The organism is Paludibaculum fermentans (assembly GCF_015277775.1).
Lineage (GTDB): Bacteria > Acidobacteriota > Terriglobia > Bryobacterales > Bryobacteraceae > Paludibaculum > Paludibaculum fermentans.
The window spans coordinates 2,367,563-2,391,203 of the sequence record NZ_CP063849.1 but is presented as its reverse complement, the minus strand read 5'-3'; the positions used below and the strand labels follow the sequence as shown (position 1 = coordinate 2,391,203).

Genomic DNA, 23,641 nt, shown 5'->3' with positions numbered 1-23,641 from the left:
CAATTACTGGTGTTGCAGTGTCTCGGCGACACCCGCCTCAGCCTTGGTCCGATGCACCGTGCCCGCCTTGTGGTTCGGCGGCGAATAGATGGTGTAGAGCTTCAACTCCAGGCTGCTGGAGGTGTTGATCACGTTGTGAAAGGTGCCTGCCGGGACCATGACGGCATCGCCCGCGCTGACCAGCCGTACCTCTGTCCCGTTGAAGACGAATCGGGCGTTCCCCTGCTCGATTCGAAAGAACTGATCGACGTTGGGATGGACCTCGTCGCCGATGTCCTCATCGGGCTTCAGGCACATCACGACCAATTGTGCGTGCTGGCCAGTGAAGAGCACCGTGCGAAAAGTGGTGTTGCCCAGCGTGGTGTTTTCCAGGGGACCGACGTATTCATTCATAGTGGTTGTCAATTTCCTGTCCTCGTTGCCGCTCGATTGCGACGTGCCATGCACCAGGGTCCATCGTTGAGACGGCTGCGCCGCTGCCTGAACGATTCCCTGGTGCCGGTAATCTGGAGAGCACGCGAATGGCCACCTTTTCCAGCCTTCCGGGGCGTTAGGGACACGCGCATCACAGCGTCAGATCAGCGCCAGGCTGCTGCGTTGCGCCGTGCAAATTCGGCGAAGGTGAGCGGGGGGCGGCCGGTCACTTCGCCGACCACTGGAGTGATTCCCGCCGCGAAGCCGCCCCGCACGATGCTGTACAGCACAGCCATGTAGGCGATGGTCGATTCCGGGAGGCCGGCGGCTCGAGCGCCTGCCGCCATCTGCTCTTCCGTCAGGGCATGGTAGGCGACGGGACGTCCGGCGGCTTCACTGATGAATCCGGCGGCTTCGGTATGATCGAGCGACTCCGGTCCCGTCAGGTCGAGCTCCACACCAGTGAGCGGTTTCTGGAAGGCCGCCAGCGCGACGGCTGCTATGTCATCGATGGAGATGAAGCTGGTTTTGCCGTCTCCCGCCGCGAGGAAGATCCCGTTCTGCGCCTTGATGCTGCCGGCGAGGAAGCCTTCAGAGAAGTTCTCCATAAAGAAGTTCGGCCGCAGGATCGTGTAGGGAATGCCCGAGCCGATGACCAAATGCTCGATCACACGGAGCGGCGCCTGCTCGTTGTAGTTCGCGCCGAAGGCGGAGATGAGGAGGATATGCGACAGGCCGGCAGATTTGGCGGCCACGATGGCGGGGGTGAGCTTGGCAACGGCCTCGGCGTCGAGTGGGGGCGCCATCAGCAGCAGAGCGTCGATACCGTCCAGAGCGGGGGCGATGGTCGAAGGGTCGGCATAGTCCCAGCGGACAGCCGGGACTCCGGCTTTGGCGCTATTCAGATTTCGAACGCCCTGCCGGACTGTGACGCCCGCTTCCACAAACGCACTCACGATGGCGCGGCCCAGGACGCCGCTGGCTCCGGTGATCAGAATTGAGTTCGACATTGTGTCCTCTGTGTTTATTCTGGATACTTGGAATGAAAACGCAAGTAGGCACCTTTATGAGTGATAGTATCCTTTTGGAAACCAGGTATCCATGGAATGTGTTCAACAGCCAGTGTCCGACGCGGCAGGTGCTGGACCGCATCGCCGATAAGTGGTCGGTGCTGATCCTGCGGCGGCTGTCGGACGGGACCCTGCGGTTCGCCCAGCTGCGGCGGGCCGTGGATGGCATCTCCCAGAAGGTTCTGACGAACACCTTGCGCGGTTTGGAGCGCGACGGACTGGTGACCAGGCGGATCTATGCGAGTGTGCCGCCACGGGTGGAGTACTCGCTGACGGACCTGGGCCGGTCGTTGGGCGGCCTGGTGGAGGGTATCTGCTGCTGGGCCGAGGCTAATATCGAGCGCGTGGAGGCGGCGCGCACCGTCTACGACCTCGCGAGTGCGGCCCCGGAGGGGGAGATCCATTGATGTCCGATCCTGCGCCTGCGCCGCCTGGTTCTTACGGCTTGCCGGCCACCGACTGCTGAATGACCACGGGCCCCAGCAGGCCCGACGGCGGCAGCGGCGCATCGGGTTTGTAAGTGGGCGGAACGGTGAACGAGATCCTGGCCGCGCCCGGCTGCTGGTCGCCGATGAGGTGGTTTACCCACAGGTTGGTCACCTTTATTTCAAAGGTGTTAGGACCGGGTTTCACGGCGCCGGTGATGTCGACCCGGTAGGGAGGACGCCACACGATGCCGAGCGGATGTCCGTTGACCGAGGTCTCAGCCAGTTCGCGGACGTCACCCAGGTCGAGGGTGAGCTGCCGGCCCTTCGTCAGCGAGCCGGCTGGGGCTTCGAAGGACTTCTGATAGGCAGCGGTGCCCGAGAAGTACTTGACGCCCGGATCAGCATTGTCTGACCAGGAGGCGAGGTGATCGAGTGTTGTCGTCCCAGGCGCGCCGGGGTTGGGTGCGCACCGGAGTTCCCAGGCTCCGTCGAGAGTGACGAGTGTCGTCTCAGGTCGTGCTGGAACGGTGAAGACCGGCGTCGAACTGCAGTGGCACGGTGGTGCGTCCGTTTTCGATCCGGTAAAAGACGGGCTCGACGCGCCCATCCTCGGCGTGCCAGAGTTCGGGCCGTTTGCCGCTGACGCGGAAGGACGCACTGATCGTTTGCCCGCGATCCAGGCGGTTGGAGAGGAAGTAGTGCTCCCCATCCGTGAGGCGGCGAGAGAGGGACATTCCCTCGGTGGTTGACTCCGGCCGCGGCGGGATGGTCGAGCGTTCCGGTGAGGGAGTAGCCCAGGTGAGCCATCCTGGCTTGGACCATTCAGATCATATCGCCAACTGGATGCGTCGTCTCCCTGCAGGTGCGCTCATCGGTCTGCTCACCCAAAAGTGGTAGTCCCTGCCATTGGTGATGGGGTATGGGGTTGATCCACTTTGTCGGGGCGACATCCGCCGTCGCGCGAGTCATAGTTGATCAGGTGGCAGAGGCGCCAGGATAGGGCTCAGGCCGCCTCTCACCTTCCACGATCGAGGAAAACCATGAAGACAATCCAGATAGTTCCCAACTCCGGTGGCACGAGACTGGCCGAGCGGGAGGCAGTTCAGCCCACACCTGGCCCGGGAGAAGTGTTGATCCGTGTAAGCGCGGCTGGGGTTACGCCGACAGAACTCGCGTGGTATCCGACGTCCCACAGGAAGGATGGAGGTGTGCGCGAAGGCGCCATACCCGGCCACGAGTTCTCAGGAGTGGTTGAGGCGGTTGGGCAAGGCGTCGGCCTGCTGGAGGTCGGGCGGGCAGTGTACGGCATGAATGACTGGTTTTCCGAGGGTTCGACGGCGGAGTGCTGCCTCGCGCCCTTTGCTTCCATTGCCCCAAAACCGCCGAACCTGACCCATGAGGAGGCGGCCTCAGTTCCGATTGGAGCTTTAACGGCGTGGCAGGGCCTGTTCGACCGGGCAAAACTGCAGCCGGGCGAGCGGGTGCTGGTGCAGGGGGCGGCGGGCGCGGTCGGGCTCTTTGCCGTGCAACTGGCCAGGTTCCGGGGTGCGCATGTGATTGCTACCGCGTCGGCCCGGAATCTCGAGTTTGTCGCTGGGCTGGGGGCCGATGAAGTGATCGACTACACGAAGGGGCCGTTTGAAGAGCAAGTGCGCGACATGGATGTCGTGTTCGATGGGGTCGGCGGTGAGACGCTGCGGCGATCTTGGAGTGTCCTGAAGCCGAATGGCCGAATGGTGACGATCGCGGCCAGTGAGGAGGCCACCAGTGACGGCCGCGTGAAGGACGCGTTCTTTATCGTGGTGCCAGACCAGAAGCAGCTGTATTTGGTGGGTGAGATGCTGAGATCCGGTTCGCTCAGGACGGTGGTCGACACGGTGGTGCCCTGGACCCTGGCGCCTGAGGCGTATATGAATGCGGTGCCGAGACGAGGGAGGGGTAAAGTGGTGATCGACGTGGTGGCCACGGAGTGAACTGTTAGGAGTAGATCGCCCGGCCGGATCGGCCGGAAGAGAATGGAAATGAGGATGGTGAGCGCGGTAGGAATCGAACCTACAACCTACTGATTAAGAGTCAGTTGCTCTGCCAATTGAGCTACGCGCCCACAACGCTGCGGCACTTTCTACTATAGCGGACAGTTTGGTCCTCAGGCAACATTACGAAGCCAATCTCCCCAGTTTTCCTGCGCGCCATTCCGCGTTCGTCTGGCCCGCTGCCGGACCAAGCCGGAGTTACTGCGGATTCGGGATCTCCGACGGTAGCCTGGCTGCTGCGATCTGAGCGATATCGAGAAGCTGCGGACCGCCTTGCGGCTTGATGGCGGAGAGGGCGTCGCGGAACATGGTGTTGCAGAATGGGCAGGCGGCGGCCACCACATCGGCTCCGGTGGCGAGGAGTTGGTTGGTGCGTTCGTGGCTGACGCGGTCGCCCTTTTCTTCGCCCAGGAAAACCAGGCCGCCACCTGCGCCGCAGCAGAAGCTCCGCTCTTTCGATTTGTCCGCTTCGAGGAGCGTGCCGGAGGCCTTCACGACTTCGCGCGGTTCATCGTAGACGTCCTGGTAGCGGCCCAGGTAGCAGGGGTCGTGGTAGACGATCTTCTCCGAGCCGGCGGCGGTGGGGAGTTTCGACTGGTGCCGGGCCAGAAAGACGGAGTGGTGCTCGATTTCGAATTCGACTCCGAACTCTCTCCAGTCTTCGCGAATGGTTCGCACGCAGTGCGGGCAGATGGAGAGGAGTTTGGTGACCTTGGCGGCTTTCATCTGGCCGATGTTGAACTCCGCCAGTTGTTGGAACGCCAGGTCGTTGCCGAGGCGGCGGGCGGAGTCCCCCGTGCACTTCTCCTTCTTGAGGACGCCGTAGGTGACGCCTAAGTGTTTGAGAATGCGGACCAGGGAGAGCACGATCTCTCGGCCCTTGGGGTCGTACGAGCCCATGCAGCCGAGCCAGAGGCAGTATTCCTGGGTGCCATCAAAAATGGGCAGTTCGCTGCGTTGAATGAAGCGATCGCGCTCCAGCGCGGCCATGCCGAGAGGATTGCCGTTGCGCTCGAGTTTGAGAAAGAGCTGTCCGCCGTATTCGTCTTCCCATTTCCCGGTGTTCACGGCGCCACGGCGGAGACCGATGATCAGGGGCAGGTGCTCGATCCCGACGGGGCACTGGTACTCGCAAGCTCCGCAGGTGGTGCACTGGAAAATGGCTTCTTCCTGAAGGTGGACGCCGAGCAACGGCTGTTCGCTGGCCGCTCCGTTTTCCTTCAGATAGCCGCGGAGCCCTAGGGCAATTTCCTTTGGATTGAGGAGCTTGCCGGTATTGCTTGCCGGGCAATGCTCCTGGCAGCGGCCGCATTCCACGCACGAGAAAGCCTGCAGGGCGAGCAATTGGGTGACGTCCTTGCCGGTGTCGAGGCCAAAGTCCTCGTCTCCTTCCAGTGGCGGCACCCGGCTGAAACCGCCCCTGGAAAGGAAGATCGTGACCGGGCTCAGCAGCAGGTGGAGGTGCTTGGTGTGCGGCAACAGGGGCAGGAAGATGAGCAGGGCCAGGGTGTGCGACCACCAGAGGAGGCGATCGAGCGAAGAGCCCTCCTCGGGCCGCAGCAGGTAATCCGCCAGGAAGGTGAGCATCAGGGTGATGATCAGCAAGGCGATCAGTCCCGACTCCCAGGAGACCTTAGATCCTAACCACTTAGGTCGAACGATAAAACGGCGAATAGCCAAGCCCAACATTGAGAGGGTGACGAGGATCGAAAAGAGAACCGCGGGGAGAAAAATGGGGTTGTCGCGCCCCATCAGGTGCAATCCCGCCCCCATTGCAAGATGATTCAGCGTGACCAGGCCGAAGGCGCAGAAACCCCAAAAGACAAAGGCATGGGCCAGGCCTGGTAAAGGCCGTTCTTTGATGACTTTAGCTTGGCACAGGACCTCCCAGAAGAAGTCCCAGATGCGCTTGCCGACAGGGGCCAGCTGGAAGTCCGCGTCGTGCTTGGATCGAAGGATCGTCTGGTATACGGTGCCGAACCGCCCCCAGAATGCAAATAGCGATCCAGCCGCCACCACGAAGAATAGAATTTTCTCCACCATTGACCCATCATCGTAGCGCACCCGGCGCATGGGTCTAAACCCCGATTGGCAAGGCTGAACCGCTCGTCGTAGACTATTAGCCTGGGTATTGGAGGTCCATTGCGTTATCTCGTAGCGGGAGCTGCCGGATTTGTCGGTTCCCATTTGTGCGATCGATTGATCGCTGAAGGCCACGAAGTTTGCGCCGTAGACAATTTCATCACCGGGGCGGAGCGCAACATCGCTCATCTGAAAAGCCGACCCCGTTTCCAGTTTATTCATCATGATGTAATCCAGCCGATCCACGTGGATGGGCCACTGGACTACGTCCTAAACCTCGCGTCTCCGGCTAGCCCTAAGGATTACCTGGACCATCCCGTGGAAACCCTGCGAGTTGGCTCGGAGGGGACGCGGAATCTGCTTGAGCTCGCGTTGGAAAAGGATGCCGGATTTCTACTGACATCCACCTCGGAGTGCTACGGTGACCCACTGGAGCATCCGCAGAAGGAGACCTACTGGGGCAACGTCAATCCGATTGGCCCCCGATCGTGTTACGACGAGAGCAAACGGTTTGCGGAAGCCGTGACCATGGCGTATCACAGAACGCATGGCGTTCGTACTACAATTGCCCGCATCTTCAATACCTACGGGCCGCGCATGCACTTGAACGATGGCCGCATCGTGCCCGCTTTCATCGACCAGGCGCTACGCAATGCGCCGATGACCGTGTTCGGGACCGGAGCTCAGACGCGCAGCTTCTGCTATGTGAGCGACCTGGTGGACGGCCTGCTGCGGCTGGCTCATTCTTCCGAGCGGCTGCCTGTCAATTTAGGCAACCCGGTAGAACTGACAGTGCTGGAGTTCGCTGAGCGGATTAGAGTCCTTACCGGCGCCACGTCGCAGCTTGTTTTCGAGCCGTTGCCGCAGGACGACCCCCAGCGGCGGCGTCCGGATATCACCAAGGCCAACCAGGTGCTGGGCTGGCAGCCGCAAGTCGGGCTGGACGAAGGCCTGACGTATACGATTGAATACTTCCGCGTTCCGGTATAAACCGGACATTGGGCCAGACATAGAAAATCCGGGCCGCACGCCAGTCAACGTGCGGCCCGGATTGCTTCGTCAGGAGTAAGTTTCCGTCCAATTACAGCGCATTGCCGCTGCGATTGTTGCGCACAGCCTTCATTCGCACACCCTGGTTTTTGTGCTGGAAGAACTTGTCGAACTGGTCTTCGGGGATGGTGAGGGAGAACTTCATGGTGGCGCCCGAAGTGCTCAACTGCATCGTGTCCAGGATCTTGATCAGCTCGTCCGCATTGGGCTTGTCGGAGTTGAGGCGGACCATTGAGGCCACGAAGCGGAAGACGTCCACGAGTGCCTGAGCGTCCTTGTCTGACCGGGTGAGGGCTTCCGCCGAGACCTGGAGATCAGCACCGAAACGTACGCCCGCGCTGGCCGCCTGGATGGCTTCAACCGGGATGCCCGCCGGCATGACCTTGTTCTTCCCGTCGGAGTTTACACCCATTTGAGTGAAGCCAGCGGTGGAGACGAACCAGGCGTCGTTGACCGACCACTCGTCAACTTTCTTCTGAAGGTCGGAGGTGAGCACCGCGCCGCCGGAGTTGCGGCGATCGATGGCGGCCTTCACCGAAGCGTCCTTGCCGAACAGGGCCAGCGACCGATTGATGATGGCGACCGAGCCGTCGTCGCCTTTCTTGGGGTTGTTCCAGACTTCCACGCCGCCGTAGATGGCCTGGACGGCACCTTCCGAGCGCAAGAAGCTGTTGATTTTCGATTGGTCGAAGGTCCCGCTGACGACCACCAGGGCCCGCTCCCCTTTCGAAGTGCCGTCAGAGGACATGACAATTTCGCGGAGATCGCGCCGGGGATCGAAGCCGGTCGCCTCGACAAACTTCTGAAAGCCCTGGTCTTCGTCTTTCATTTGCGAGAGGATGCGTTGTCCGAGGGCGGAGCCTTTGGCCCGCTCGCAATCGAGTCCGGCGACCATTTTGGAGTCGCTGGGGACGAGTTTGAGCAGGGATGGGTCACTGGCGAAGGCCCAGCCGGCGGCCAGGATCAGGGAAAGAACTGTTCTGCGAAGCATGATGTGTCGGCTCCTGCTTCCCTGTACGGTCGCCACCCCCTGGTTGTTCCGGACGCCCGGAAATATTTCAACAAGTTATCTGGCGGCAGGCCGCGTCCGGGTACGGGCCGGTTTGGTCGACCTCAAGGCGGGAGCCGCCTGCGGCATGGGCAACCGGGCCTGCTCCAGGCACATGGCGAGGAAAGCCTGGGCTGCTGGACCGATGGGGATTCGGGTGGAGTAGGCCGCGCAGGTGTAGGCGAGCAGCTTGAGATCCTTCAGCCGGAGATAGCGCAGCCCGCCGACTTCGGCGCGCCGCCGGCTGATGAAGCCCGTGCCGACTCCGATGCCCACCATCTTCTCAATGGCCTCTTCGTTCTCCAACTCCATGACCACCCGCATGGAGACGCGAGCGGCCTCGAGCCGGGTCTCGATCATGTGGCGGATGCGGCTGGTGCGGGACAGCGAGATGAGCGGGATTCCATTCAGTTGGGCCACACCTGGCGCGCGCACCGACTCGAGAGGATGTCCGGGCGGGACGATGAGGACGAACTCCTCCGTGTAGAGAGGTTCAAACTGAACGCCGCCGGTGGCGGGCTCGTCCGGCACGTCGGAGAAGACAATGCCGAGGTCGATGGTGGATTCGCGGATACCCGCCAGGATTTCCGTTGCCGAGCCGGTGAGGATCTGGACATTGACCAGGGGAAACTGCTCCCGGAAAATCGAAAGCACTTTGGGCAGGAAGTAGAGAAACATTGTTGTTCCGGTGCCCAGAAGGATATGGCCGGTGCGCAGGGCCTTCTCGCCCGCGAGGCGGTGGGAGAGATTGCTGATGTCCTTCAGGACGCGGCGCGCGACCTCGACAACGTCCTTGCCGGCCGCGGTGGGGTGGATAGCTCCGCCGTCGCGGTAGACCAGGCGCTGGCCCAGTTCCTCCTCGAGGAGCCGGATCTGGCGATGCACGGCGGAATGGGCGACATGGAGGCGCTCTCCGGCGGCCACATAACTGCCGGCTTCCAGCAGGTGCACGAGCATTTCCATCTGCCGCAGATCCATTGAATATCTGTATCACAATTAGAACGAGCTGTCGGAATATTCTAATGGACTGACAGAAGGGTTAAATCCATACTCGACTGAGATGTCGGCCTTCCGGCACGTGGATTCAGGAGTCTCACCGTGCAACACCTTCCAAAGCTTCTCCTCAAACGAACCCAGCTGTTTCTGCTGGTCACTCTCCTCTCAGTCCTGGCTACCGCGCAGGTCATCACCAGTTCGCTGAATGGATTCGTCACAGATGCCTCCGGCGCGGCGGTACCTGGGGCACAAGTCACAATCAGGGAAACGCAGACGGGTTTCACCCGAACGCAAGAGACGAACACCCAGGGGCAATACACCTTCACCGGAATCCCCGCCGGTATTTATGACATCTCAGTGGAGCGCTCGGGGTTTCAGGTCTCCACACGCTCCGCCCAGCAGTTGACGCAGCAGTTGGACCTGCGCGCCGACTTCCAGCTCCAGATCGGCAATTCGCAGCAGAGCATTGCCGTAGCTGCCACTACGCCGTTGTTGCAGACAGAGAACGCGTCGCTGGCGGTGACCGTGGCTTCAAAGCAACTGGTGGAACTGCCGGCGCTGGGCCGCAGCTACATCTCGACGCTGATCCTGTCGCCGGGCGTATCGCCCATTCTGGGCGGCAACATCGGCAGCGTGGTCTTTGGCCAGTCGCAGACCGGCGGCGCCGTATTCAAGCCGATCAGCGCAAACATCTCAGGTGGTCCGCCGGAGTTCACGGGTTTCGTGGAAGACGGCTTCGACGTACGGGATCCGATTTACGGAGGTGCGTTGTACCAGCCGTCTGTCGAGGCGCTGCAGAGCTACCGCATTGTGCGCGGCTACGACTCAGCGCAGTTCGGCGGTTCTCCTTCCGTGGTGTATACGAGTTCCAAAGCCGGGACGAACGAGTTGCACGGCTCGCTGTTCTGGTTCCTGCAGAACAAGGTAACGAATGCCCGCACCAACGGAGCCCTGGCCGTACCGCCGCTGGTGTACAACCAGGCTGGCGCGACGCTTGGCGGCCCAGTGGTGATCCCGGGGCTTTACAACGGCAAGAACCGGACGTTCTTCTTCTTTTCCGCCCAGGTGACACGCCAGCGCTCGGGCAGCAATCAACAGGCGATCGTCCCCACGGAAGCTCAATGGGCGGGCGACTTTTCGCAATACCCGCAAACCATCTACAATCCATTCGACGTGGACACCACCAACAACACCCGCAGGGCGTTTGCCGGGAATCGAATTCCGGCCAGTCTGCTGAGCCCGTTCGCGCAGGGCTACAAGAAATATGTTCCGCTGCCGAATCTGGGCGCAGTGGCGTTCGGGCAACCGAATCTTTCGGTATTCGGATCGCAGCGCAATGACGATACACAGTATCTGACGAGAGTCGACCAGTCGCTGGGCACCAGCGGACGGCTGTTCTTCAAGTACTTCTGGGACAACGTGGGCGCCTACTCCTACGGGCTTTCGACGTTCGCGGGCTTCGCACAGCCACTGAAGGGGCAGACCGCTTCGGTGGAGTACACGCAGCCGATCGGCGGACGGATCGTGAACCAATTGCGTGTCGGGTTCTTTCGCTCAGAGACGAATTACGGTGCGGTACCGACAACGCAGGACATCGCCGGCAGCGAGTTGGGCCTGAAGAACATCAGCCGCAATTCGGCCTTCTTCGGGTTGCCCAATGTGGGCGTGACCGGAGTGAGCGTACCGGGCACGGCGATCTTCAATCTGAACCGGGCGACAACCCGGCTCGGCGTGAATGAGAATATCTCGTTCTTCACCGGAAGGCACACCATTGACTTGGGCTTTACCATCCAGCCTTCGCAGTATCCACAGAACAACGGCATCTATCCGCGCGGCAGCCTGAGCTACGACGGCGGCTTCACGCGGCAAGCGCCGGGTGGGGCAGGCGGAGCTGGGATCGCCGACTTCGTGCTGGGCGCCTTTGCCTCGGCGGCCGGGAATCCGACAGGCTTTGCGCCGATCCTGAATACGACCTACTATGGCTGGTTCGCCCAGGACCAGATTAAGATGTCGCGCCGCCTGACGATGACGTTCGGCCTGCGCTGGGATTACTGGACGCCGCCGGTGGAGCGCTACAACCGCATGGTGGCCTTCGATCAGAATCAGGGCAAACTGGTCTTCGTGCTGAAGAATCCGTTGAACTTCCAGCAGGACTACAGCACGCTCAGCGGCGACCTGCCGCGTGGCGTCTTCAAGAACTGGAAGAAGACGAACTTCTCACCGCGCGTCAGCCTCGCCTACCTGCTGACCCCTAAAACGACGATTCGTGCCGCCTACGGCATCTACTACACGCAGGGCATGGCGAACTTCCAGCTGTTCTCGTCGCTGGGTTTCGGCGGCCCGCCGTTCACGAATAACACGAACGTGGTGAATGACCCCTCGCTGTTGACGCCGACAAGACTCGACACGCAGATCTTCCCGGCTCCGCCGATTGGCGAGATCACTCCGGGCACATTGTTCGTGACCCAGGATTCCTACGCGCCGCAGTCATTCGTCCACCAGGCGACTTTCTCAGTGGAGCATCAACTGGGCGAGCGCTGGCTGCTGAGCGCGGGCTACAACGCCTTCCTGGGCCGCCACCTGATGGCGCCCTACAACGTAAATCAAGCCGCGCTGTATGACCCCGCGAATCCGAAGTCACTGGAAGCACGCCGTCCGTATCCGTTCTTCAGCGACATCCTGCTGCAGGGTAACAGCGCAAACTCCTCGTACAACGGAGCCTACCTGCACGTGCGCCGCACCATGTCGAAGGGCCTGGACCTGACGGCGAGCTACACCTACAGCAAGAGCCTGGACCTCTTCTCGTCGAACAGCGGCGGGTGGGACAACCAGGATGCCCGCAACACGCAACTGGATCGGGGCCGGTCCGACTACGACCAGACGCACGCGTTCACGACGGGCATTGTGTATGAACTGCCGTTCGGCAAGGGCAAATCCTTTGCCCAGGGCGGTGTGGGCGCGGCGGTCCTGGGCGACTGGCAGCTGTCGACGATCATCCAGCATCGCTCCGGGTTGCCGCTCTCCCTATCGATGCCGACGTCGTGGCCCAACGTGGCGGCGACCTTCACCAAGGCTCGTCCGAATCGGATTTGCGACGGCCGGTTGAGCGACGGGACCATGGATCGCTACTTTGATACGAACTGCTTCGTGGCTCCTCCCGCGAACCAGTTCGGCAATGCGGGCAGGAACGTTCTGACGGCCCCGCCGACCCAGTCCTACGATGTGTCGCTGGCGCGGTCGTTCCACCTGGAGCGGGTGCGGCTCGACTTCCGGGCCGAGTCGTATAGCGTGTTCAACATCCAGAACTGGAATACGCCGAACACGTCGCTGGTGAGTCCGAACTACGGCAAGATCTTCGGCAAGAATAATCCGCGGCGCTTCCAGTTTGGTCTGCGAGCGGAGTTCTAGAGCATGGAACGGCGGACATTCCTCAAAGCAGTTCCACCGGCACTGTTGTGGCCCTGGGGAGGCAACGCTCACGCGGCGTTGCCTCCGGTCCGCGCGGTGCCGGAACCGCATTTCCCAAATCGCCTGTATCAGTTCGTCTGGCGGAACTGGGACCTGGTGAACCTGGACCGGATGGCGCAGGTGGTGAAAGCGCAGCCATCGGATCTGGCCCAGCTCGGTTCGGAGATGGGTTTGCCGGCGAAGCGGCCGGTCAGTGCGGATACGCAGCGGCGGATCTACATCACGGTGATCAAGCAGAACTGGCATGTGTTGCCGGAGGCGCAGATCATCCAGTTGCTGGGCTGGGATGCGGAACGCTTTGAGTTCACGTTGAAGGAAGACGATTTTCTCGAGCATAAGCTGGGCCTGGCCAAGCCGGCATGCGAGGAACTGAGGTACACGGCCCCGAGTGCGCAGGAGCGGACGAAGGCCGCGGCGATCCACTCGAGTCTCAGCCGGGCACTGCCCGGCGGGGTGAAGAGCCTGGGGCAGCCGCGCTTCGCCTTCGTCGAACAGTTGTCGGCGCTGGAGGCGGGGCCCGGCTGGCAGGTGCAAGTGCCGCAGGGGCGATCCGCGCTGGCTGCGGCGGCGCGGCGTTTCGGCCAGGCGGGCGGGCGTGGGAAGCGCATTGAGGTTGTGCTGACCGAAGCCGGCAGCGCCGGCAGCTTCACCGTGGAGCCCACCGCTGAGGGAGCGCGTATCACAGCGGTGACGGAACGCGCCGCCATCCGTGGATTGTACGCATTGCGAAGCCAGCAGCAGTGGCCGGCGGGCAAGACCTCGACGAAGGAGATCTGGGCGCCACGGTTCCTGTATTCGTATTTTGCGCTTTACGGTGATCCGCTGATGGAAGGCGATGCGGCGGGCCTGCCGGATGGGTACCTGGACCGTGCGGCGGACGGCGGCGCCGATGGCGTCTGGATCCAGGGTGTCTTGAACACGCTGGCTCCGGCCCACCGCTTTCCCGAGTTCGGCAAGGGCTGGGAGACGCGGATCCGGAATCTGAACGCTCTGGTGGAGCGGGCCGGGCGCTACGGCCTGAACATCTACCTTTACCTGAACGAGCCACGCGCGATGCCCGCTGAGTTCTTCGCGAAGCATCCGGGCCTGAAGGGTACGCAGGACAAGAATGTCTTTGCGATGTGCACCTCAACCCAGGAGGTGCGCGACTGGCTGCGCGAGAGCATCGGCCACGTGTTCCAGAAGGCTCCGGGACTCGGTGGAATCCTGACGATCACGATGTCGGAGAATCACACGAACTGCTTCTCGCATGGCGGCGCATGGGGCGACCGCGATCCGAAGGCGACGGGCTGCCCGCGTTGTTCGCAGAGGACTGGCGCCGACACGATCGCCGAGTTCATCCAGACCCTGCGTGACGGGGTGCGCGAGCACAGCAGGACCGCCGAGATCATGTCCTATGACTGGGGTTGGGGCACGCCCATGGCGAAGAGCCTGATCCCAAAACTGCCGAAGGACACCAGTGTCATCAGCATCAGCGAGTGGTCGCAACCGGTGTTCCGCGGCGGCGTGAAGACAGAGGTCGGCGAGTACTCGATGTCGGTGGTGGGGCCGGGCCCGCGGGCGAGCCGGAACTGGAAGCTCGCCAAGGAACGCGGGCTGGGTGCGATCGCCAAAACGCAGTTCAACAACACATGGGAGATTTCGGCGGTCCCGTACATTCCGGTGCTGCCGCTGGTGCTGGACCACTGCGAGAACCTGGCCCAGGAAGGCATCACCGGCGTGATGGCGTCGTGGACCTGCGGCGGATACCCGTCGTCGAATCTCCGCGCGTCGTCGGCGTACGCGTTTGAGCCGAGGCCGTCGCGCGACCAGATCCTGATGCACGAGGCGACGCGGTTGTACGGCGTGGAGGGGGCCAAGGAAGCGGTCAGCGCGTGGACGGTATTCAGTGAGGCGTTCCAGTCGTTTCCGTATGGGGTAGCGATCTATGTACTGCCCGTGCAGCATGGGCCGGCCAACCCGCTGCGCCTGCAGCCGACAGGGCTGGCGCCGGGCATGATCCTGTTTCCCTATGACGCCTACAAGTCGTGGAAGGGCGCCTATCCTGCTGAGACAGTGCGGGACCTGATGGCAAAGTTGGCGAAGCACTGGGGCGATGGTGTGGCGATTTTGGAGAAGATCCGGCTGGCCGGCAAAGAGGCGGCCCTGGAGCTCGCAATTGCGCGCACCTGCCACACGCACTTTGAGAGTACGGCGAATCAGTTGGAGTTCTACCTTCTGCGCGACGAGGCGCCGGGTGCGGCGGCGGAGCGCGAGAAGCAGATCCGGGCGCGGTTGATCGCCATCGCCGAGCGCGAGCGGGTGCTGGCGCTACAGCAGTACGCGGTGGTGCGCGAGGAGTCATTGATCGGCTACGAAGCCTCGAATCACTACTACTACACGCCGATCGACCTGCTGGAGAAGGTGCTGAACTGCGAGCAGGTGATGGCTGAATTGCGTGGAGGCGCTCCGATCGGTTCCACGAAGGAGAAGGCATGAAGGAATTTCGAACGGGGCTGGTGGGCTGCGGCCTTTTCGGGGAGAGCCATCTCTCCGCCCTGCAGGCGGTGCCAGGTGTGGCCGTGGCTGCGGTGTTCGACCTGGACGTTGCGCGCGCGTCGTCGCTGGCAGCGAAGTACCAGATTCCGATGGTGGCGCGGAGCCTTGAGGAGTTGCTGGCGGCCGGCGTGGACGTGGTCCATGTCGCGACTCCGGAGCATTGCCACCGAGGGCCTGTCATTGCCGCCTTGCAGGCGGGTAAAGACGTGCTGGTCGAAAAGCCGTTCGCCACTTCGTTGGAAGACTGCGCGGCCATGACCGAGGCGGCGCAATCGTCGGGCCGTGCGCTGATGGTCGGCCACCTGCTGCGCTTCGACCCCCGTTACGCCGTGCTGCGGGAGGAAACCGCGGCCGGGCGGATCGGCCGGATTGTCGCCATGAGCGCCAAACGCGGCCGCATGCGGGGTGGCTTCCATATGTACGAGCGTACGCATCCCGCGCTCTGCAATTGTGTCCACGACATCGACATTCTGCTGAGCCTCGACCGGTCGCCTGTGGTGCGCGTGCGTGGCTTCGAACGCAAGATTCATTCCACCCTGAATCCCGACTGGGTGATGGGCATCCTTGAGTTCGCCAGCGGTGCGATTGGCCGGGTGGAGACCAACTGGCTCTTGCCGGACGCCGCGGGTGTAGGTCTGGACGATGGACTCCAGATCACAGGCGAGTTGGGCAGCATGTCGTTGTCGATGCAGCCTGCCGGACTGAGCGTCTGGTCGGAGCAGGGGTACTCAGCGCCCGATGCGGGCTATGAGACCCGGATGTATGGCGCCGCGCATGGTGCGCTGCTGAACGAACTGCTGTACTTCTACCGCTGCCTCGCAAGCGGGCAGGCGATCTCGGCCATCACGCTGCAGGAAGCGACGAACACCATGCGCACGGCCCTGGCGCTGGTGGAATCCGCACGATCGGGCCGTGATGTTGAACTGCAGAGCTGGAGCCCCGTCCGGTAATGAGACCACAATCCGTCATTACTACTCTCCAGGAGTTGATCCGCATCAACAGCGTGAATCCGGCATACGCCTCGGGCCAACCCGAGGGCCGCATTCAGGCCTGGATTCATGATTTCTTCGCCGCCGCCGGCATTCAGGCGGAACTGGTGGAGGTCTTCCCTGAGCGTCCGAATCTGCTGGCAACGCTTCCAGGCCGCGATCGTTCGCGCCGGCTGATGCTGGAGGCGCATGTCGACACGGCCGGGGTGGAGAACATGGTGTCGCCTCCCTTTGAGCCATCCATTCTGCAGGGCCTCGTCTATGGCCGCGGCGCATGCGACACCAAGGGTGGCCTGGCGGCCATGATGCACGCGCTGGTGGAACTGCACGCGGAAGGTTATGTTCCTTCCGTTGATGTCGTCCTGGCGGCAACGATGGACGAGGAGGCAACATACCGGGGCGCAGCTTACCTGTGCGAGCACTTCACGGCGGAAGCGGCCATCGTCGCGGAGCCGACGGAATTGCGCCTGGTGGTGGCGAGCAAGGGTTGCCTGCGTTGGCGGGTAGCGATCGGCGGCCGCGCCGCGCATAGCTCCACACCGCACCTGGGTATCAACGCCATCTCTCGCATGGCTCGCCTGATCGTGGTGATGGAAGAAGGGGACGCGTCTCTGCGGATGGTGAAGCATCCCCTGGTTGGTGAGCCGACCCTCAACGTGGGCCTCATCCGCGGCGGAGCGCAGGTCAATATCGTTCCGGAGCAGTGCCAGGTCGAGATCGACCGCCGCCTGGTGCCCGGCGAAGAGCCGCCGGCGATCCAGCGCCAGTATGAAAAACTGTCGGAGACCCTGCGCACGCAGTTCCCTGACATGCAGATCACGCACACGACTCTGCTGGAGGATTGGCCCATGGAGACTTCGCCGGACAGCCATATCGTGCGGACCGCCCAACAGGCGCTGGAGCGGCTGGGCCTGCCTGCCGAGCCTGCCGGTGTGCCTTTTGGGAGTGACGCGAGCAAGTTCACGCGCGCGGGCATCCCGAGTATTGTCATGGGTCCTGGCTCCATCGATCAGGCACACACGGCGGCCGAGTATGTTGCCATGGATCAGGTGGTACAGGCCGTGAAAGTCTACAAGGAAATCATCCGCGGATTCTGATATGAGCTGCCGTGAACTGTTTCCACGTGCCGTGATAGGCGGGTATCTCGATACCGCGGCGGAGGGCTTGCCGGCACCCGGCGTGACGGAAGCCGTCGCAGAGTATCTGCGGGAGAAGGGAAGAGGGACCCCTGGCCGGCTCAGGCATTTCGGAATTGAGACGGAGGCGCGGGCATTGGCGGCGGATCTGTTGGGCGCTCCGGTGACGGACACCGTCTTCCTCCCCACCGCTTCGGATGCATTGAATATCCTGGCTGCGTCACTGCCGTGGCAGGCGGGCGACCGCGTGGTGACGACGGACCTCGAGTTCCCCTCCAACCTTTTGCCGTGGCTCGCGCTGCGGGAGCGCGGCGTCGATGTACAAGTGGTGGCCTCACACGGCGGCGCGTTGCAGCTTGAGGACTTTACCGCCGCCATTGACAGGCGGACCCGGCTGGTGACCGTCAGCCAGGTGAGCTATAAGACCGGCGCGTGGTTTCCCCATACAGAAGCGTTGGGAGACGCTGTCCACGCGGTGGGCGGAGTGTTGTGCGTCGACGCGACACAGGCGCTGGGGCGCTGCCCTGTTCCGCTGGCCGGCGTCGATTTCCTGATGGCCAGCACCTTCAAATGGCTGCTGGGCTTGCACGGCGCGGCCGTGACTTACATGTCCCCCCTGCTTCGTGAGCGGTTCGCCCTGGCGGGTGTCGGCTGGTATTCAGTGGACAATGCCATGGCTGCGGTGCGGACAGGGACGTACGATCTGAAGTCTGGCGCGGCTTGCCTCGTTGCCGGCATGCCCAACTTCGCAGCGCTTTACGCCATCACCGCGTCACTGAAATGGCTGCTCAGCCTGGATCTTGCTGTTGAACGGAAGCGGGCGGACTTACTTACGCGCCATTTGCGCGAGCGCCTTGCGGCCCTGGGCCTGCCGCTGCTGACGCCGGAGGGCGATGATTACACATCGGGCATCGTCTCATTCGAGCATCCGGAGGGTGAACAGATTATGCGGCAGTTGGGCGAACACGGCGTCGTGGTCTGGGGCGGGGACGGGCGCGTGCGAGCGTCCGTTCACTACTACAGCGATGAATCCGACCTTCAACTGCTGGTGGAGGCCCTTCAGAAAGTGTTGGCGCGATGACCGGCTGGCTGCTCGTGCTCGCAGCAGGGCTCTGCCAGGGCGGCTTCATGGCGCCCATGAAGCTGATGCGTGGCTGGAAGTGGGAGAACGGGTGGCTCGTCTTTGCGTGCACCGCCTACCTCGTCTGCCCGTGGCTGTTTGTGGCCATGACCGCACCCAACGTGTGGCAGGTCTATCAGGCGGCCGGGCAGTCACGAATCAGTCTTGTCATGGCCATGGGGCTCTTGTGGGGGCTGGGTGCACTGACCTTCGGGCTCGGCGTCGATGCGCTGGGCTTATCCATCGGCTTTGCCGTCATTCTCGGGGTAGCGGCGACCAGCGGGACCCTGGTGCCACTGTTGATCCTGAATGAATCTCCACCACGGTCCGATGTGCTGGTGCTGACACTGATTTCGCTGGCTGTCATGCTGGGCGGCGTAGCCGTCTGCTCGCTGGCGGGCAGTTGGCGCGAGTCCGTGGAAGGCAAGCCGAAGTATGCGTGGGGGGTGATGCTGTGCATCCTTTCCGGGCTTCTCTCCTCCTGCGGCAATATCGGGTTGGTGCTTGGGAAGCCCATCATTGATCTCGCGGTGGCCTCGGGTGTCTTGCCCGATTTCGCACCGAATGTTGTGTGGTCGCTGCTGACGATCTCCCTCTTCCTGTGCAATGCCGGCTACACCGGCGTCAAGCTTTTCCGGGAGCGGAGCGCGGCGTTGTTCACCACGACGGGCGCCGCCCGGAACGTGCTGCTCGGAATCTCCATGGGCGTGTTGTGGATGCTGGGTTTTGTTTTCTACGGGGCAGGAACCCGGCAGTTGGGCAGCATGGGGCCATCCTTCGGCTGGTCCGTCCTCATGGGTTCGATGGTGATGACAGCCAACGTCCTTGGGATCGCAACCGGCGAGTGGAAGGGAGCGCCGGCCTCTGCGTTGCGGCGCTTGTGGATCGGGGTTGGACTGCTGTGCCTGGCGATTCTGGGCCTCGGGCTGTCGAACAGGATGGCGGCATGAGACGGCGTGAGTTCGTCGGCCTGCTGCCTGCCTCCCTGCTGGCGCAAACGCCGGACCGGCCTTTGCCGCAGTTTGCCTCGCTCGCTCACCAGTTGGTCTGGAGGAATTGGGACCTCGTACCCTCCCAGCGGATCGCCAGAGCTTTGTCGTGCCCAGTCGCGACGGTCGCCGCACTCGCCAAGGAAATGCAGTTGGCGCGCCGGGAACCGGACCTCCGCTATGCGCGGCGGCAGCGATTCCAGATCCTGCGGCGCAACTGGACCTTCGTCCCCATGGAGCAGTTGACCGTCCTGGCGAACATGTCAGAAGTGGAGGTCACGGCGCTTCTCGCGGAGGATGCGTTCTACAACGGGCATCTGGGGCCGAAGCCGGCGGTGCGGCGAATCGCCGTCGAGCACGACAAACGCACAGGCCTGGACTACGGGATCCGCGGAGCCGCCGAGCCGACCGCTCGTTTCGATTTCGCCCCAAGCCTGCAGCGCGACATGCCCGGTAGTCCGGCGCAACCGGCCAGTGCGGCCTTCGATCCGCGTATCGGATTTCCTTACTCCGCCGTCTACGGAGATGTCCTGGGCGACCCGGATTTCCAGGGCTACTATCCGGACTCCGTGCTCGAATCGATGAAGCAGCAGGGGCTGAATGGGATCTGGCTGCACGGGTTGCTGCGGGAATTGACCGTGCATTCGCTGTTGCCCGGTTATGGCGAGCAGGCGACCGTTCGGCTGCAGCGGCTGAACGGGTTAATCGAACGCAGCGCCGCGCACGGGCTGGGAGTCTATCTCTACCTCAACGAGCCGCGAGCGATGCCGACCTCCTTCTTCGACACGCATCCGGAACTGCGCGGAGACCTGGGGCGGCCCGGAGATGGGCTCACCTCCTTGTGCACGAGTACGGAACCGGTGCGCAGTTGGTTGCGCGAGGCGGTACAGCAGTTGATGGAGAAGGCGCCTCGCCTGGCCGGCCTGATTCTCATCACAGCCTCGGAGAACACGACCAACTGTTATTCCCTCCGTCGCAAGACCGCCTGCCCGCGTTGTGCCCGCCGCCCCGCGTCCAGCGTGATCGGCGAGGTGGTGGACGAGATCCGGAAGGGCGCGCGGAGCTCCGCGCCGCAGGTTCGAATCCTTGCCTGGGATTGGAGCTGGGGCGTTGTGGAGGACGATCCACAAAGCGCTACCATTGCGGCACTGCCCAAAGACGTGACCCTCCAGGTTGATTTCGAGCGTGGTACGCCAGCCACACGGATGGGCCGCAAAACGCTGATCGACGAGTACTCGCTCTCCATTCCTGGCCCGTCTCCACGGGCGGAACGCCACATCGCACAGGCGAAGCAACGCGGAATGGGCGCGATGGCCAAGGTTCAAATCGGGAACAGTTGGGAGCTCGGACTCCTGCCGTTCATTCCCGTGCCTGACCTCATTGCCGCTAAGTGCGCGGCCCTGCGGAGCAGCGGCGTCCAGGGCGCGATGCTCTCCTGGACCCTGGGCACATGGCCGAGTGCCAACTGGCTGGTGGCTCGTGAATTCTTTGGGGAGAACGTGCCCAGTGTGGAGGACGCCCTCACGCGGGCAGCCACGCAGCGCTACGGGCAGTCCGGCGTGGACGGCGCCCGCAAAGCCTGGGCGATCTTCTCCCGTGCGTTCGCCGAGTACCCCTATTCGAACAGCCTGGTTTATTCAAGTGTGGTGCAGCAGGGGCCGGCGCATCCGCTCTGGTTGGAGCCGTCCGGCCAGCGGCCGAAGATCCTGAACAGCTTCGACGACCTGGGTTGGACCCAGCCCTATGGTCCGGAAGCCGTCAGCCAGGCATTCCGCGGCATGGCCGCGGCGTGGAGCGCTGGCGTCCGTGCGTTCGAGCCTGTGGCGCGCCATGGCGGCCCACGAGCGCAAGCTGATCAACGAATCCACCAGGCTGGGCAGTTGTACTTCGAGAGCATTGCGAATCAGGTGGAGATTCACAACATCCGTGCGAAGGCTGGAGCCCTGGCGCGTCTCCGGACCCTGATCGAGGACGAACTGCGGATTGCGGAACAGTTCCTGCCTATCTGCGAGGCAGACCCCCGGGTGGGCTTCGAAGCGTCGTTGCAGTATTTCTACCTGCCCCAGGACGTACGAGAGAAGATCCTGTGGTGCAGGGCCGTCCTCAAGTCTTCGCCATTGCTTAAGGCCGGCTTGCGGTAGCGGCTCTCCCGCTCAGAGGTGCTTCCCGCCAGGCCACCGGCTGTACCGATGTCACCATGGCCAGATAAAGCGCGGCGCCGGCAAACAGGATCCCGGATGCAACAGCGAATGCGATCAGGAACGACCCCGTGGCATCGACGATCCAGCCTGTGACCAACGGCGAGACCACGCCGCCCAGGTTGCCAATGGTGTTCTGGATGGCGGTCCATTTGCCGGCCGCCTCGGGTCCGGCGAGAGTCTGCGTGGCGGCCCAGACATTGGAGGTGAACAGGCCAAGGCAGAGACAGGCGAGCGTGACCAGCGCAACGCTGACGGTGGAGTTGTGGACCAGGGCTGCCGGCAACAAGGCCGCTCCGCAAAGCAACAGGCCACCTCCGATGTAAAGCCGGCGCACACGGCTTGGGTTGCCGCCCGCGCGGATCCAGGAGTCGGAGCTCCAGCCGCCCAACAGCGCGGCGATGGCCATGCCCCAGAACGGGATGGAGCCGAGGAAGGACATGTCGGATGTGGAGAGGCCCCGCTCCCGCACCAGGTAGCTGGGCAGCCAGGAGAGGAGGAAGTACCAGGCGTAGCCGAGCGAGAACATACCCAGCGATGTGCCCCACATCTGGCGCTTCCGCAGCATTTGCAGCCATCCGGGGCCAGGCGCAGTGGTGTCTGGTTGGATCCCGCTATCGCGGCCGGTCAATGCGAACCAGGGAATCAGCCACAACAGGCTGCCCAGGCCCACCATCACGAAGAGGGAACGCCATCCGAACCGGCCCACCACCAGCCCGCCAATCAGAATGCTGAGCGCGGGCCCAATCTTTGTACCCGCGTCAATGGCGGCATTGGCGAAGCCGCGGCGCGCTTCTGGGAATTCACGAGCCAGGAACTTGGAGCAAGCCGGATAGGCGACGCTCTCACCGGCTCCGAGCAGGAAGCGCGTCGCCAGCAGGGCGGGCAGGCTGCCCACCAGGCCAACGGCCGCAGTGGCCAGCGACCAGACGAGAAATCCGCCGGCGTACACCCAGCGGACCGGATAGCGATCGACCAGCCAGCCACCAACCACCTGGCAACTGGCGTAGCTCCAGAAGAAGGCCGAGAACAGCAGGCCCATCTGGGAGGTGGTCAGCTTCAGCTCGCTGGAGACCAAAGGCGCGGCCACTGAAAGCGCGCCTCGATCGACATAATTGATCGCAATAGAGACGATGAGGAGGACAAGAATGCCGTTCGCGGATTGGAATGGGGAAGGGGGCATGAGCGAGGGGTACCTGGGTATACTAAGGGCTCTTCCCCCAAGAAGCAATATGATCGACTCGCATGTTCACGTGTGGACCGATGATTGTGATCGATACCCACGTGTTTGGCCCGGTTCTGAGTTCTCTCCGCTTCACTTCCCGCCTGAAGACTATTTCCGCCACTCCCTTCCAAACGGGGTTGCGCGCGCCGTACTCGTCCAGATGAGCTTCTACGGATTTGACAACTCGTACATGCTCGACTGCCTGCGGACCCATGCGGGCAGCTTCGCAGGAATCGGGGTGGTGGACTGTAGCTCCGTTGACGTTGCCGCAGCCATGCAGGAACTCGCCAGGCATGGCGTACGCGGCTTCCGCATCCACGCCGAGTCCTCACCCGAAGCGTGGCTGGCTGCTCCGGGCATGCAGTCTATGTGGAAGTGCGCCGCCGAGGACCAGTTGGCGGTCTGCGCGCTGGTGAACCCGGATGCCCTCGCCGCACTGGACCAGATGTGCCGGCAGTATCCCGAGACGCCGGTTGTCATCGATCATCTGGGGCGGATCGGAGTGGATGGACAGATCCGGGAGAGCGACGTGCAGCAGCTCTGCGCGCTCGCGAAGCATGACAAGGTCCATGTGAAGGTATCGGCCTTCTACGCACTGGGTCAACGGCAGCCGCCCTATGGTGATCTCCTGCCATTCATTCGAAGGGTCTTCGACGCCTTCGGGCCGCGACGCCTGATGTGGGGCAGCGACTGCCCCTTTCAAATCCAGGACGGCCACACCTACGCGGACTCGCTCGCTCTGCTGCAAGAGGGCTTGCCGTTCCTGAGCAGTGACGACAAGTCCTGGATGCTGGGGAAGACGGCCGAGGCATTGTTCTTCTGAGATCTGCCCGGCCGTCCTAACGGTCCGGTTTGCA

The 23,641-nt window shown here is 62.8% G+C and carries 19 protein-coding genes and 1 tRNA gene; 11 read left to right on the top strand and 9 right to left on the bottom strand.

Annotation, left to right across the window (positions count from 1 at the left end; all coding sequences use genetic code 11):
* Positions 1-3: 3 nt before the first annotated feature.
* Together IRI77_RS09460 and IRI77_RS09455 are read right to left on the bottom strand one after the other, a co-directional pair.
* Entirely contained in the window at positions 4-393 is a 390-nt protein-coding gene (locus IRI77_RS09460) for a cupin domain-containing protein (protein WP_194451824.1), read from the bottom strand.
* Positions 394-578: 185 nt separating this feature from the next.
* Positions 579-1,424, bottom strand: a complete 846-nt coding sequence (locus IRI77_RS09455) for an SDR family oxidoreductase (RefSeq protein WP_194451823.1) — start codon at positions 1,422-1,424, stop codon at positions 579-581.
* Between the two features lie 56 nt (positions 1,425-1,480).
* On the opposite strand from IRI77_RS09455, the gene IRI77_RS09450 reads away from it, so the two are divergent.
* Positions 1,481-1,891 (top strand): winged helix-turn-helix transcriptional regulator, encoded by a 411-nt coding sequence (locus tag IRI77_RS09450; protein ID WP_194451822.1) that lies wholly within the window; start codon positions 1,481-1,483, stop codon positions 1,889-1,891.
* 31 nt (positions 1,892-1,922) lie between these two features.
* On the opposite strand, the gene IRI77_RS09445 is transcribed toward IRI77_RS09450, so the two are convergent.
* Together IRI77_RS09445 and IRI77_RS09440 are read right to left on the bottom strand one after the other, a co-directional pair.
* Positions 1,923-2,519, bottom strand: a complete 597-nt coding sequence (locus IRI77_RS09445; RefSeq protein ID WP_194451821.1) for a glycosylhydrolase-like jelly roll fold domain-containing protein — start codon at positions 2,517-2,519, stop codon at positions 1,923-1,925.
* Positions 2,422-2,646: a glycosyl hydrolase gene (locus IRI77_RS09440; RefSeq protein ID WP_194451820.1), complete on the bottom strand. Its 225-nt coding sequence runs from the start codon at positions 2,644-2,646 to the stop codon at positions 2,422-2,424. The genes IRI77_RS09445 and IRI77_RS09440 overlap by 98 nt, the downstream gene beginning before the upstream one ends.
* A gap of 393 nt (positions 2,647-3,039) precedes the next feature.
* On the opposite strand from IRI77_RS09440, the gene IRI77_RS09435 reads away from it, so the two are divergent.
* Complete coding sequence (locus tag IRI77_RS09435; protein ID WP_267239374.1) at positions 3,040-3,885, top strand: NADP-dependent oxidoreductase; 846 nt, start codon at positions 3,040-3,042, stop codon at positions 3,883-3,885.
* 55 nt (positions 3,886-3,940) lie between these two features.
* Here the strand turns inward: IRI77_RS09435 and IRI77_RS09430 are convergent.
* Positions 3,941-4,016, bottom strand: a tRNA-Lys gene (locus tag IRI77_RS09430).
* Positions 4,017-4,143: 127 nt separating this feature from the next.
* Positions 4,144-5,988 carry a (Fe-S)-binding protein gene (locus tag IRI77_RS09425; RefSeq protein WP_228486661.1) on the bottom strand — a complete coding sequence of 615 codons (1,845 nt, stop codon included), beginning with the start codon at positions 5,986-5,988 and terminating at the stop codon, positions 4,144-4,146.
* A gap of 99 nt (positions 5,989-6,087) precedes the next feature.
* Between IRI77_RS09425 and IRI77_RS09420 the strand changes: the two genes are divergently transcribed.
* Positions 6,088-7,017, top strand: coding sequence for a UDP-glucuronic acid decarboxylase family protein (locus IRI77_RS09420; RefSeq protein ID WP_194451817.1), 930 nt, complete (start codon positions 6,088-6,090; stop codon positions 7,015-7,017).
* 91 nt (positions 7,018-7,108) lie between these two features.
* Here the strand turns inward: IRI77_RS09420 and IRI77_RS09415 are convergent, their stop codons facing one another.
* Positions 7,109-8,068, bottom strand: coding sequence for a hypothetical protein (locus tag IRI77_RS09415; protein WP_194451816.1), 960 nt, complete (start codon positions 8,066-8,068; stop codon positions 7,109-7,111).
* A gap of 75 nt (positions 8,069-8,143) precedes the next feature.
* Positions 8,144-9,088: a LysR family transcriptional regulator gene (locus IRI77_RS09410; RefSeq protein WP_194451815.1), complete on the bottom strand. Its 945-nt coding sequence runs from the start codon at positions 9,086-9,088 to the stop codon at positions 8,144-8,146.
* Between the two features lie 135 nt (positions 9,089-9,223).
* Between IRI77_RS09410 and IRI77_RS09405 the strand changes: the two genes are divergently transcribed.
* Genes IRI77_RS09405 through IRI77_RS09375 form a run of 7 tightly spaced genes read left to right on the top strand, consistent with a single transcriptional unit; the run spans position 9,224 to position 21,502 of the window.
* On the top strand, positions 9,224-12,529 hold the full coding sequence (locus IRI77_RS09405) for a TonB-dependent receptor (protein WP_194451814.1): 3,306 nt from the start codon (positions 9,224-9,226) through the stop codon (positions 12,527-12,529).
* A 3-nt stretch (positions 12,530-12,532) separates the two neighbouring features.
* Positions 12,533-15,067: a hypothetical protein gene (locus tag IRI77_RS09400; RefSeq protein WP_194451813.1), complete on the top strand. Its 2,535-nt coding sequence runs from the start codon at positions 12,533-12,535 to the stop codon at positions 15,065-15,067.
* Positions 15,064-16,077 (top strand): Gfo/Idh/MocA family protein, encoded by a 1,014-nt coding sequence (locus tag IRI77_RS09395; RefSeq protein ID WP_194451812.1) that lies wholly within the window; start codon positions 15,064-15,066, stop codon positions 16,075-16,077. The genes IRI77_RS09400 and IRI77_RS09395 overlap by 4 nt, the downstream gene beginning before the upstream one ends.
* On the top strand, positions 16,077-17,213 hold the full coding sequence (locus tag IRI77_RS09390) for a M20 family metallopeptidase (RefSeq protein WP_194451811.1): 1,137 nt from the start codon (positions 16,077-16,079) through the stop codon (positions 17,211-17,213). The genes IRI77_RS09395 and IRI77_RS09390 overlap by 1 nt, the downstream gene beginning before the upstream one ends.
* Position 17,214: 1 nt before the next feature.
* Positions 17,215-18,333: an aminotransferase class V-fold PLP-dependent enzyme gene (locus tag IRI77_RS09385; RefSeq protein WP_194451810.1), complete on the top strand. Its 1,119-nt coding sequence runs from the start codon at positions 17,215-17,217 to the stop codon at positions 18,331-18,333.
* Complete coding sequence (locus tag IRI77_RS09380) at positions 18,330-19,322, top strand: L-rhamnose/proton symporter RhaT (protein ID WP_194451809.1); 993 nt, start codon at positions 18,330-18,332, stop codon at positions 19,320-19,322. Before IRI77_RS09385 ends, IRI77_RS09380 begins: the two co-directional genes overlap by 4 nt.
* On the top strand, positions 19,319-21,502 hold the full coding sequence (locus tag IRI77_RS09375) for a hypothetical protein (RefSeq protein ID WP_194451808.1): 2,184 nt from the start codon (positions 19,319-19,321) through the stop codon (positions 21,500-21,502). The genes IRI77_RS09380 and IRI77_RS09375 overlap by 4 nt, the downstream gene beginning before the upstream one ends.
* On the opposite strand, the gene IRI77_RS09370 is transcribed toward IRI77_RS09375, so the two are convergent.
* A complete protein-coding gene (locus IRI77_RS09370; protein ID WP_194451807.1) occupies positions 21,483-22,742 on the bottom strand; it encodes an MFS transporter in 1,260 nt (419 codons plus the stop codon). The genes IRI77_RS09375 and IRI77_RS09370 overlap by 20 nt on opposite strands.
* Between IRI77_RS09370 and IRI77_RS09365 the strand changes: the two genes are divergently transcribed.
* A complete protein-coding gene (locus IRI77_RS09365) occupies positions 22,741-23,607 on the top strand; it encodes an amidohydrolase family protein (RefSeq protein WP_407674112.1) in 867 nt (288 codons plus the stop codon). The genes IRI77_RS09370 and IRI77_RS09365 overlap by 2 nt on opposite strands.
* Positions 23,608-23,641 lie beyond the last annotated feature (34 nt).

Coding starts and splice junctions, on each gene's coding strand:
- IRI77_RS09400 (WP_194451813.1), top strand. CDS start 12,533: ATGGAACGGCGGACATTCCTCAAAGCAGTTCCACCGGCACTGTTGTGG.
- IRI77_RS09380 (WP_194451809.1), top strand. CDS start 18,330: ATGACCGGCTGGCTGCTCGTGCTCGCAGCAGGGCTCTGCCAGGGCGGC.
- IRI77_RS09425 (WP_228486661.1), bottom strand. CDS start 5,988: ATGGTGGAGAAAATTCTATTCTTCGTGGTGGCGGCTGGATCGCTATTT.
- IRI77_RS09440 (WP_194451820.1), bottom strand. CDS start 2,646: ATGTCCCTCTCTCGCCGCCTCACGGATGGGGAGCACTACTTCCTCTCC.
- IRI77_RS09385 (WP_194451810.1), top strand. CDS start 17,215: ATGAGCTGCCGTGAACTGTTTCCACGTGCCGTGATAGGCGGGTATCTC.
- IRI77_RS09415 (WP_194451816.1), bottom strand. CDS start 8,068: ATGCTTCGCAGAACAGTTCTTTCCCTGATCCTGGCCGCCGGCTGGGCC.
- IRI77_RS09390 (WP_194451811.1), top strand. CDS start 16,077: ATGAGACCACAATCCGTCATTACTACTCTCCAGGAGTTGATCCGCATC.
- IRI77_RS09395 (WP_194451812.1), top strand. CDS start 15,064: ATGAAGGAATTTCGAACGGGGCTGGTGGGCTGCGGCCTTTTCGGGGAG.
- IRI77_RS09410 (WP_194451815.1), bottom strand. CDS start 9,088: ATGGAAATGCTCGTGCACCTGCTGGAAGCCGGCAGTTATGTGGCCGCC.
- IRI77_RS09455 (WP_194451823.1), bottom strand. CDS start 1,424: ATGTCGAACTCAATTCTGATCACCGGAGCCAGCGGCGTCCTGGGCCGC.
- IRI77_RS09450 (WP_194451822.1), top strand. CDS start 1,481: ATGAGTGATAGTATCCTTTTGGAAACCAGGTATCCATGGAATGTGTTC.
- IRI77_RS09460 (WP_194451824.1), bottom strand. CDS start 393: ATGAATGAATACGTCGGTCCCCTGGAAAACACCACGCTGGGCAACACC.
- IRI77_RS09375 (WP_194451808.1), top strand. CDS start 19,319: ATGAGACGGCGTGAGTTCGTCGGCCTGCTGCCTGCCTCCCTGCTGGCG.
- IRI77_RS09445 (WP_194451821.1), bottom strand. CDS start 2,519: ATGGGCGCGTCGAGCCCGTCTTTTACCGGATCGAAAACGGACGCACCA.
- IRI77_RS09365 (WP_407674112.1), top strand. CDS start 22,741: ATGAGCGAGGGGTACCTGGGTATACTAAGGGCTCTTCCCCCAAGAAGC.
- IRI77_RS09370 (WP_194451807.1), bottom strand. CDS start 22,742: ATGCCCCCTTCCCCATTCCAATCCGCGAACGGCATTCTTGTCCTCCTC.